This is a genomic window from Kitasatospora sp. NPDC056531 (assembly GCF_042794375.1).
Lineage (GTDB): Bacteria > Actinomycetota > Actinomycetes > Streptomycetales > Streptomycetaceae > Kitasatospora.
In genome coordinates, this window is the sequence record NZ_JBHTTU010000069.1 from 25,853 (window position 1) to 36,521 (window position 10,669).

Sequence of the window (10,669 nt, forward strand, 5' to 3'; positions counted from 1 at the left end):
GGCCGGCCGACCGGCTCCCAGCCGAGCCGGTGCAGCAGATGGTCCCCGGCCGCGTCCTCGACGGCGGGCGCCGTGGTCACGGCGGGGCTGGCCGGCAGCCAGTACCGCTGCCGCTGGAAGGCGTAGGTCGGGAGGGCGGGCGAGCGCCGGGCCGGGCCGGTGTCTAGCACCGCCGGCCAGTCCACCGACCAACCGTGGACGTGCAGTTCGGCGAGGGCGGCCAGCAGGGTGTCCGGCTCCTCGCGGTTGCGCTCCAGCGCGGGCACCAGCGCCACCGCGTCGCCGAGGTCGGCGAGGCAGTCGCGGGCCATCGCGGTGAGCACCCCGCCGGGGCCCAGCTCGAGGCAGGCCGTCACACCCAAGGAGTGCAGCGTGCGCATCCCGTCGTGGAACCGGACGCTCTCGCGGACGTGCCGCACCCAGTACTCGGGCGAGCAGAGCTGCTCCGCGGTGACCGGCTCGCCGGTCAGGTCGGAGACGATCGGGATCCGCGGGGCGTGGAACTCCACGGTCTGCGCGACAGCCCGGAAGTCGGCCAGCATCGGGTCCATGAGGTGCGAGTGGAAGGCGTGACTGACCGTCAGGCGGCGGTGCCGGTTTCCGCGCCGGGCGCAGAGCCGGGCGAGCTCCTCGATCGTCTCCTCGGCGCCGGAGAGTACCAGCGAAGTGGGCCCGTTGACGGCGGCGACCGCCACCGGTCCGGGGTCGCCCGCCTCCGCCAGCAGCTCGGGCAGCTCCGCTTCGGGCAGCTCGACGGCGAGCATCGCCCCGCCCGCGGGCAGCGCCTGCATCAGGCGGCCGCGGGCGGCGACCAGGGTGCAGGCGTCGTCCAGCGAGAGCACCCCGGCGACGTGGGCGGCGCTCAGCTCGCCGATCGAGTGGCCGAGCAGGTGGTCGGGGGTGAGGTTCCAGTGCTCCAGCTGGCGGAACAGCGCCACCTCGACGGCGAACAGCGCCGCCTGGGTGTACACGGTGCGGTTGACCAGCGGTTCACCGTCCGCCTCCGCACCGGCCAGCACGACGTCCTTGAGCGGGTGCTCCAGCAGCGGGTCGATCCTGACGCACACCTCGTCGAAGGCCTCGGCGAACCGCGGGTACGCCTCGTACAGGCCCCGGCCCATGCCGGCGCGCTGCGCGCCCTGGCCGGTGAAGAGGAAGGCGAGCCCGCCGGCCGGGCGGGTCCGGCCGGACACCACCCCGGCCCGGACCGTGCCCCGGGCGAGCGCGTCGAGCCCGGCCAGCAGCTGCACCCGGTCGGCGCCGACCACGGCGGCGCGGTGGGTCAGCGCGGCCCGGGTGGTCGCCAGCGCGGCCGCCCAGCCGGCCGGGGCCGCGGTGGGATCGGCCTCGACGGCCCGGCTCAGTCGGCGGGCCTGGGCCCGCAGCGCGTCCTCGCCACGGGCGGAGAGCAGCCATGCCGTCGGGGCGCCGGCCGGCCCGGCGGTCTCCCCGGCCGACTCGGCCGACTCGGCCGACTCCGCCTCGGGGGCCTGCTCCAGGACCACGTGCGCGTTGGTGCCGCTGATGCCGAAGGAGGAGACGGCGGACCGCCGGACCCGGCCGGTCCTCGGCCAGTCGCGCTGCTCGGTCAGCAGCTGGACGTCACCGGCGGACCAGTCGACCTCCGGGGTCGGCCGGTCCACGTGCAGCGTGGCGGGCAGCACACCGTGCTGCATCGCCATGACCATCTTGATCACGCCGGCCAGGCCGGAGGCCGCCTGGGTGTGGCCGATGTTGGACTTGATCGAACCGAGCCAGAGCGGCTGCTCCGCCGGGCGGTCCTGGCCGTAGGTGGCGAGCAGGGCCTGGGCCTCGACCGGGTCCCCCAGCCGGGTGCCGGTCCCGTGCGCCTCGACCACGTCGATCTGACCGGGGCTCAGCCTGGCGTCCTCCAGGGCCTGGCGGATCACCCGCTGCTGGGAGGGGCCGTTGGGCGCGGTGAGCCCGTTGGAGGCACCGTCCTGGTTGACCGCGGTGCCGCGGACGACGGCCAGCACGGGGTGCCCGAGCCGCTGGGCGTCGGAGAGCCGCTCCAGCAGCAGCACGGCGACGCCCTCGCCCCAGCCGGTGCCGTCGGCCGCCGCCGCGAAGGCCTTGCACCGGGCGTCCCCGGCGAGCCCGCCCTGCTGGGCGAACTCGGCGTACAGCCCCGGGCCGGCCATCACAGCGGCGCCGCCGGCCAGCGCGAAGGAGCACTCGCCGGAGCGCAGGGCGGAGACCGCGAGGTGCAGCGCCACCAGCGAGGAGGAGCAGGCGGTGTCGACCGTGAGGGCGGGACCCTCCAGGCCCAGGGTGTAGGAGAGCCGGCCCGAGGCGACGCTGCTGGTGGTGCCGGTCAGGATGTGGCCCACGACCTCCTGGCGGGCCTGGTCGTCGTGCGGGCCGTACCGCTGGTCGGCCATCCCGACGAAGACCGCGCCGTCGCTGCCCCGCAGCCCGGTGGGGTCGATCCCGGCCCGTTCGAAGGCCTCCCAGGACGTCTCCAGCAGCAGCCGCTGCTGCGGGTCCATCGCCAGCGCCTCGCGCGGCGAGATGCCGAAGAACCCGGCGTCGAACTCGCCCGCGTCGTACAGGAATCCGCCCTCGCGCCGGACCTCGGCGCCGAGCTCGGCCACGTCCCAGCCGCGGTCCGCGGGGAACGCGGCGACCGCGTCCGTCCCGGAGCGGGTGAGCTCCCACAGGTCCTCCGGGGACTGGATGCCGCCCGGGTAGCGGCAGCCGATGGAGACGATCGCGATGGGCTCCGGCGCGGCCGACTCCAGCTCGTGCAGCCGCTGCCGGGTCCGCTGCAGGTCCGCAGTGACCTTCTTGAGGTAGTCGACGAGCTTCCCGTCACTTACCACTGCAATCAACTCCTTTGCCGTGAGGCGTTTTCATGACGGGACTGGGCTGGGTGGCGGTGGCGTCGCTCACCCGAGATCACCGAACTCGCTGTCGATGAACGCGAGGACCTCGTCGGCCGTGGCGTCGTCCAGGGACGAGCCGCCGGGGCCGTCCGGGCCGCCGGCCGCCTCGACGGCCCACATCAGCCGCTTCAGGCGACGGGCGACTTCCTCGAACTCCTCGTCGTCCGCACCGATCGCCTCGATGTCGGTCTCCAGGCGCTCGAGGCCGCGCAGCACCCGCTGGGCGGCCGTCGCCTCGGCGGGGACCAGGAGGGCGAGCAGGTGGTCGGTCAGGATCGCCGGCGTCGGGTGGTCGAAGACCATCGTGGCGGGCAGCGTGAGGGCGGTCGCGGTCTGCAGGTGGTTGCGCAGCTCCACCGCGGTCAGCGAGTCGAAGCCGACCTCCTTGAAGGCCTGGTCCGGCTCCACGGCGTCGGCGGCCGTGTGCCCGAGCACCGTGGCGGTGCGCGCCAGCACGAGGTCCAGCACCGTACGGCGGCGGTCCTCCGGAGAGAGCGCGGCTAGCCCCGCGCCGAAGCCGGCGGCCACGGGTGCGGCGGCCGGGTCGGCCGCGGCGGCCGCCGAGCGGCGGACCCTGACGAGCTGTCGGAGTACCGCTGGGACGGCGCCGTCGGCGTACCGGGTGCGCAAGCCGGCCAGGTCCAGCTTGGCCGGCACCAGCACGGCGCGGCCGGCGGCCAGGCCGCCGTCGAACAGGGCGAGCGCGGTCTCGGTGCTCAGCGGCGCGACACCGACCCGGCCGACCCGGCGCAGGTCCCGCTCCGCGAGCCGCCCGGTCATCCCGCTGGCCTGCTCCCACAGCCCCCAGGCCAGCGAGACCGCGGCCAGGCCGCGGGAGCGCCGGTGCTCGGCGACGGCGTCGAGGAAGGCGTTGGCCGCCGAGTAACTGCCCTGTCCGGCGCCGCCGAGCACGGTGGCGGCCGAGGAGAACAGCACGAACAGGTCGAGGTCCAGGTGCTCGGTCAGCTGGTGCAGGTTCCAGGCACCGTCGACCTTCGGGCTCAGCACCCCGGAGAGCCGCTCGCGGCTCAGCGAGGAGATGACCGCGTCGTCGGTGACGCCGGCGGCGTGCACGACGCCGGCCAGGCGGTGGTCGGCGCGGATGGAGTCGAGCAGCGCGGCGACGGCCGGCCGGTCGGCGGCGTCGCAGGCGGCCACCCGGACCCGGGCACCGTGCTGCCCGAGTTCGGCCCGCAGCTCGGCCAGCTCAGGCGTCTCGGCGCCGCTGCGCCCGGCGAGCACCACGTGCCGCAGGCCGTGCCCGGTGACCAGGTGACGCGCCAGCAGCCGGCCCAGGGTGCCGGTTCCGCCGGTGATCAGGACGGCGTCGTCGGGGCCGAACGCGACGCCCAGGGTGAGGGCGGCCCGGCCGGTCAGCGCGGCCTGGCTCAGCGCCCGGAACGCTTCGGGGGCCCGGCGGATGTCCCAGGAGGCCACCGGGATCGGGGCCAGCACCCCGCGCTCGAAGAGCTCGGACAGCTCGCGGAGGATCTGGCCCAGCCGCTCGGGCCCGGGGTCCGCCAGGTCGAACGCCCGGTACCGCACACCCGGGTGGTCCGCCGCGACGCCGTCCGGGTCCCGGAGGTCGAGCTTGCCGATCTCCAGAAACCGACCGCCCCGGGGCAGCAGGTCCAGGGACGCGTCCAGGTACGGTCCCGCGAGGCAGTTCAGCACAACGTCGACGCCCCGGCCGCCGGTGGCGGCGAGGATCCGCTCGCGGAACTCGAGGGTCCGCGAGGAGGAGATGTGCGGGTCGTCCAGGCCGGCGGCCCGCAGCGCGTCCCACTTCGGCTCGCTGGCCGTGCCGAACACCTCGGCGCCCAGGTGCCGGGCCAGCCGCACCGCGGCCGTGCCGACGCCGCCGGCCGCGGCGTGCACCAGGACCGCCTCGTCCTCCCGCAGCCCGGCGAGGTCGACCAGTCCGTACCACGCCGTCAGGTACGCCACGGTGGCGGTCGCGCCCTCGGCGAAGGTCCAGCCGGCGGGAAGGGCGATCACCGTACGGTGGTCGGCCACCGCGGTCGGGCCGAAGGAGCCGTCGAGCATGCCCATCACCCGGTCGCCGGGCCGGAACCCGGTGACGCCGGGCCCGACCTCGGTGACCACGCCGGCGCCCTCGACGCCGAGCCGGGCCACTCCCGGGTACATGCCGAGCGCGATCAGGGTGTCGCGGAAGTTCATGCCGGCCGCGCGCACCAGGACGCGCAGCTGCCCCTCCGCGAGCGGCTGCTCGGCCTCACCGCACGGCAGCAGGGCGAGGTTGTCCAGGGTGCCCTGACCGGTGGTGTCCAGGCGCCAGGCGGCACCGGGCGGCGGGGTGAGGCCGGTGTCGCCGTCCGCCCTGACCAGTCGACGGACGTACGGACGCCCGTCGCGCAACGCCGTCTCCGGCTCGCCGGAAACGGCGGCCCGCACGACCTGCTGGACGTCCACGGCCGCTTCGGCCGGGTCGAGGTCGAGCAGCACGATCCGGTCCGGGTTCTCGGTCTGCGCCGACCGGACGAGACCGCTGACGGCGGCGTGCGCCGGGTCGACCGGCCCCATGCCGTGCGCGAGTGCCACCGCACCGCGGGTCGCCACCACCAGCCGGCCGGCGGCGAGGCGTTCGTCCGCGAGCCAGCCCTGGAGCAGGTCCAGGGCCCAGCCGGCGGCCCGGTGGGCGGCCGCGGCCGCGTCCTCGTCCCGGCCGGACGGGCAGCAGGCCAGCACCAGTTCGGGGGCGGCCGCGCCGGCGTCCAGCGCCGAGCGCAGCTCCGCCAGGTCGGCGTGGTGCGCCGACGCGCCGAACGACTCGGTGTCCGGGCCCGCACCGACCACGGCGAGCTGGACCGCCGGCGGCTCGCCGGGGTTCTCCTGGGCGACCCAGTCCGTGCGGAAGAGCATGTCCGTCTCCCCGCCGCCCTGGGGCCGCAGGCCCTGCGGCGCCACGGGCCGCAGGGCGAGCGCGTCCACCGTGGCCACCGGTGCGCCGTCCGCGTCGGCGGCGACCAGCACGACGTCGCCGTTGGCGCGGCGGGTGAGCCGGACCCGCAGCGAGGCGGCCGCGGCGGCGTGCAGGCGCAGCCCGCTCCAGGAGAACGGCAGCCGGGCCGAGCCCGGCTCGTCGTCCTCGGTGGCGAGCGGGCCGAGCGCGTGCAGGGCGGCGTCCAGCAGGGCCGGGTGCAGGCCGAACCGGGCCGCGTCGGCGGCGGCCTCGGACGGCAGCGCGACCTCGGCGAAGATCTCCGCACCACGGCGCCAGGCCCGCTGCAGGCCCTGGAAGGCGGGCCCGTAGGCGAGGCCGGCGGACACCAGGCCGGTGTAGAAGCCGTCGAGGGCGACCGGCTCGGCGCCGGCCGGCGGCCAGGCGGCGAGCTCGGGCAGCGCGTCGAGCCGGTCGGCCGACGGTTCGAGGACGCCCTCGGCGTGCCTGGTCCACGGCGCCTGGCCGGAGCCGTCGGGACGCGAGTACACCCCGATCGGGCGACACCCATCCTCGTCGGGGCGGCCGACCTCCAGTTGCACCTGGACCCGCCCCTGCTCGGGGAGGACCAGCGGCGCGTACAGGTTCAGCTCGCGCACGCCCTCGCACCCGAGCCGCTCGCCGGCCCACCAGGCGAGGTCGACGAACGCCGTACCGGGGACCAGTACGGTCTCCAGCACGGTGTGGTCGGCGAGCCACGGGTGGGAGTCCCGCGAGAGCACCCCGGTGGCGAACGCCTCGTCCCCGGTGGCGGATTCGACCCAGCGGCCGAGCAGCGGATGACCCGCGTCGTCGGCCGCGGCGGCGCTGCCCGCGACGGCCGGCGCGTCCATCCAGTAGCGCTGCCGCTGGAAGGGCGAGGTGGGCGCGGCAACCGGCCGGGCGCCGGTGCCGGCGAAGTAGGCGTCCCAGTCGACCGCCGTGCCGCGGACGAAGACCCGGCCGAGGGCGGTCGCCAGGATGTGCGCCTCGTCCCGGCCGCGGCGCAGCGCCGGCACGCAGGCCACCGCCGTCGCGGCCGTGTTGGCGCACTCCTCGGCCATCGCCGAGAGCACGCCGTCCGGACCGATCTCCAGGAAGGTCCGGGCGCCGGCGTCCAGCAGCGTGCCGACGCCGTGGGCGAAGCGCACGCAGCCGCGGACCTGACGCACCCAGTAGCCGGGCTCGCACAGCTCCTCGGTGACGAATCCACCGGTGAGGTCGGAGACCACGGGCAGGACCGGTGCGTGGAACTCGACCTCGCGCAGCACCTGCTCGAAGTCGGCGAGCATCGGCTCCATCAGCTCCGAGTGGAAGGCATGGCTGACCGCCAGCCGCCGGGTGCGCACGCCGCGCTCGGCGAACCCGGCGAGCACGGCCGCCACCGCCTCGACGTCACCGGACACTACGACGGAGGACGGGCCGTTGACGGCCGCGATGCCGATCCGGCCGGAGATCTCGGCCAGGGACCGGAGCACCTCGTCCTCGCCCGCGGCCACCGCACCCATCGCCCCGCCGGCCGGGAGCGCCTGCATCAGGCGGCCCCGGGCGGCGACCACCCGGGCGGCGTCCGCCAGCGACCAGACGCCCGCCACGTGCGCGGCGACCAGCTCGCCGATGGAGTGGCCGAGCAGGAACTCCGGCCGCACTCCCCACGACTCGACCAGCCGGTGGAGCGCGACCTCCACCGCGAACAGGCCCGCCTGGGTGTAGTCGGTGCCGTCGAGCAGGGCCGCACGGTCGGATCCGGGTTCGGCGAACACCACCTCGCGCAGCGGCACCGGCAGGTGGCGGTCCAGCTCACCGCAGACCTCGTCGAAGGCGGCCGCGAAGACGGGGAACGCGCGGTAGAGCCCGCTGCCCATGCCAACCCGCTGCGCGCCCTGTCCGGTGAACACGAAGGCGAGCGGGCCCTCCGCCGCGCTGTCCGGCTCCACACTGCCGGCGGCCACGGCGGCCAGCCCGGCGGCGAGTTCGGCCGGGTCGGCGGCGACCACCACGGCGGCGCGGTCCAGCAGTGCCCGCGAGCCCGTGGACACCGCGGCGAGGTCCTGCGGACGCACCTCGGGGGCCGTGCCCAGCCAGTCGCCCCAGCGCCCGGCGAGAGCGCGCACGCCCTCGTCGGAGCGGCCCGAGACCACCACGGGCACCGGGGTCGGCGCGGTGCCCACGGGTCGGCCGACGGCCGGTTCCGGCTGCTGACGGGCCGGGGCCTCCTCCACGATCACGTGGACATTGGTCCCGCTGACACCGAAGGCCGACACACCCGCACGACGGGGCTGGTCACCCGTGGGCCACTCCTGAGCCTGCGTCAGCAGCTCGACCGCGCCCGTCGACCAGTCCACGAACGGCGACGGCTCGTCCACGTGCAGCGTCCTGGGCAGCAGCCCCGCGCGCATCGCCAGCACCATCTTGATCACACCGGCCACACCCGCGGCCGCCTGGGTGTGCCCGATGTTCGACTTCAGTGAACCCAGCCACAACGGCCGTTCCGCAGGCCGGTCCTGACCGTACGTCGCGAGCAGGGCCTGGGCCTCGATCGGGTCGCCCAGCTTGGTGCCCGTGCCGTGCGCCTCCACCGCGTCCACCTCGGCGGCGGACAGCCCGGCGTCGGCCAGCGCCTGGCGGATCACCCGCTGCTGCGACGGACCGTTCGGCGCCGTCAGACCGTTCGACGCACCGTCCTGGTTCACCGCGCTGCCGCGGAGCACGGCCAGCACCTCGTGGCCGTTGCGCAGCGCGTCGGAGAGCCGCTCCACCAGGACGAGGCCGACTCCCTCGCCGGGCCCCATGCCGTCGGCCCGGGCGGAGAACGCCTTGCACCGGCCGTCCGCCGCCACCCCGCCCTGCCGGCTGAACTCCACGAGCATGTTGGGCGACGACATGACGCACACGCCGCCCGCGAGCGCGAGGTCGCACTCGCCCGAGCGCAGCGCGCGGGCCGCCAGGTGGAGCGTCACCAGGGAGGAGGAGCATGCGGTGTCCACGCTCAGCGCCGGGCCCTCCAAACCCAGTACGTAGGAGATCCGCCCCGACGCGACGCTCGTGGTGCTGCCGGTGAGCAGGTACCCCGCGGTGCTCTCCGGTCCCTGGAAGGGGCGGAATCCGTAGTCCTGGTTGGTCAGGCCGACGAAGACGCCGGTCCGGCTCCCGCGCAGCCCGTACGGGTTGATCCCCGCGCGCTCCAGCAGCTCCCAGGACGCCTCCAGCAGCAGGCGCTGCTGCGGGTCCATCGCCAGCGCCTCGCGCGGCGAGATGCCGAAGAACCCCGCGTCGAAGAGGTCCGCGTCCTCGAGGAAGCCGCCCTCGGCGGTCGCCGAGCCACCGGAGCCGTCCTCGCCCAGCAGGGCCGGCAGGTCCCACCCGCGGCCGCCCGGCAGGCCGCCGATCGTCTCCCCGCCGGCCACGAGCAAGTCCCACAACTTCTCAGGGGAGTCCACACCGCCCGGAAAACGGCAGCTCATCGAGACAATCGCGATCGGCTCCGACCCCGCGTCCTCGATCTCCGCCAGGCGCCGACGGCTCTCCTGCAGCTCGACCGTGACCTGCTTGAGAAAATGACGGAGCCGTTCCTCATTCGACATCAGACAGATTTCCCCTACGAAGGCAGCTGAATGCGCTGACCGGATGGACGGATCACGGCGGAATCAGGAGATTCCGAATTCCCTGCCGATAAAGCTGAACATCTCCTCGTCGGACGCCGACTCGAGTTCCACCGCCGGCTCCGACACCTCCTGCGACGGCTGGGCCTCGTACGCCTGCCCGACAATCGACCGGAGCCGCCCGAGGATCCGGTCACGGGCGCCGCCGTCCTCCGCAAGCGCGGCCAGGCCCTCCTCGAACCGGTCCAGCTCCTCCAGCAGCGCATCCGCCGCCGAGGCGGCGCCGCCCGGGGACAGCTCCGCACGAAGGACCGCGACCACGGCCTTCGGTGACGGATGGTCGAACACCAGCGTCGCGGGCAACCGGGCCCCGCTCGCAGCGGTGAGCCGGTTGCGCAGCTCGACCGCCGTCAGTGAATCGAATCCGAGCTCCTTGAAGCTCCGGCCCGGCTGGACGCCCTCGGTGTCGCTGTGGCCCAGCACCGCGGCCACCTCGGACCTGACCAGCTCCAGGAGGAAGCGGTCCTGCTCGGCCGCGGACATCGCGGCCAGTCGCTCGGCGAACGACGCCTGGGCGCCGGCCGCCTCGGTCCCGGCGGATTCGACGGCCGCCGACCGGCCGGCCTCCGGCAGTTCGTCGAACAGCGGGGTCGGCCTCGCCGAGGTGAAGACCGGGATGAACCGGTCCCAGTCCACGTCCGCGACGGCGATGAACGTCTCCCCGTCCACCAGGGCCTGCTGCAGCGCCTCGAACGCCCGGTCCGGGCCGATCAGCGGCAGACCCTGCCGGCGCAGGCGGTCGACGTCCACCCCCTCCGGCACGCTGGCCGTGTCGTCCGGTGTCTCACCACCCCACACGCCCCAGGCCACCGTGGTGGCCGGAACCCCGCGCTGCCGGCGCTGCTCAGCGAGCACGTCCAGGTAAGCGTTGCCCGCCGCGTAGGCCGCATGGTCGCCACTGCCCCAGACACCGGCGATCGACGAGAAGAAGACGACGTTCTCGACCCCGTACTCGTCCACCAGGGCATCGATGTTGGCGGCTCCCGCCACCTTGGCGCCGAAGGTCTCGGCGTAGTGCGCCGCGTCCGTCTCGGTGACCGGAGCGAGCCTGGTGACACCGGCCAGGTGGATGACGGTGGTGAGGGGGTGTTCCGCGGGCAGTGAGTCCAGCAGGGACCGCAACTGCTCCCGATCGGCGACGTCACAAGCCGCCACGGTGA

1 protein-coding gene and 3 pseudogenes are annotated in these 10,669 nt (G+C 75.1%); all 4 read right to left on the reverse strand.

The window, feature by feature from the left end:
• Window positions 1-32: 32 nt before the first annotated feature.
• Window positions 33-2,801 (reverse strand): annotated as a pseudogene (locus tag ACFQ87_RS34580) (type I polyketide synthase); the annotation flags it as partial.
• A gap of 108 nt (window positions 2,802-2,909) precedes the next feature.
• Window positions 2,910-9,326: pseudogene (locus ACFQ87_RS34585) on the reverse strand (type I polyketide synthase); the annotation flags it as partial.
• Window positions 9,327-9,380: 54 nt separating this feature from the next.
• Window positions 9,381-9,431 (reverse strand): annotated as a pseudogene (locus ACFQ87_RS34590) (hypothetical protein); the annotation flags it as partial.
• Between the two features lie 63 nt (window positions 9,432-9,494).
• The coding region (locus ACFQ87_RS34595) for a KR domain-containing protein (protein ID WP_380614866.1) at window positions 9,495-10,669 on the reverse strand (1,175 nt) is incomplete at its 5' end.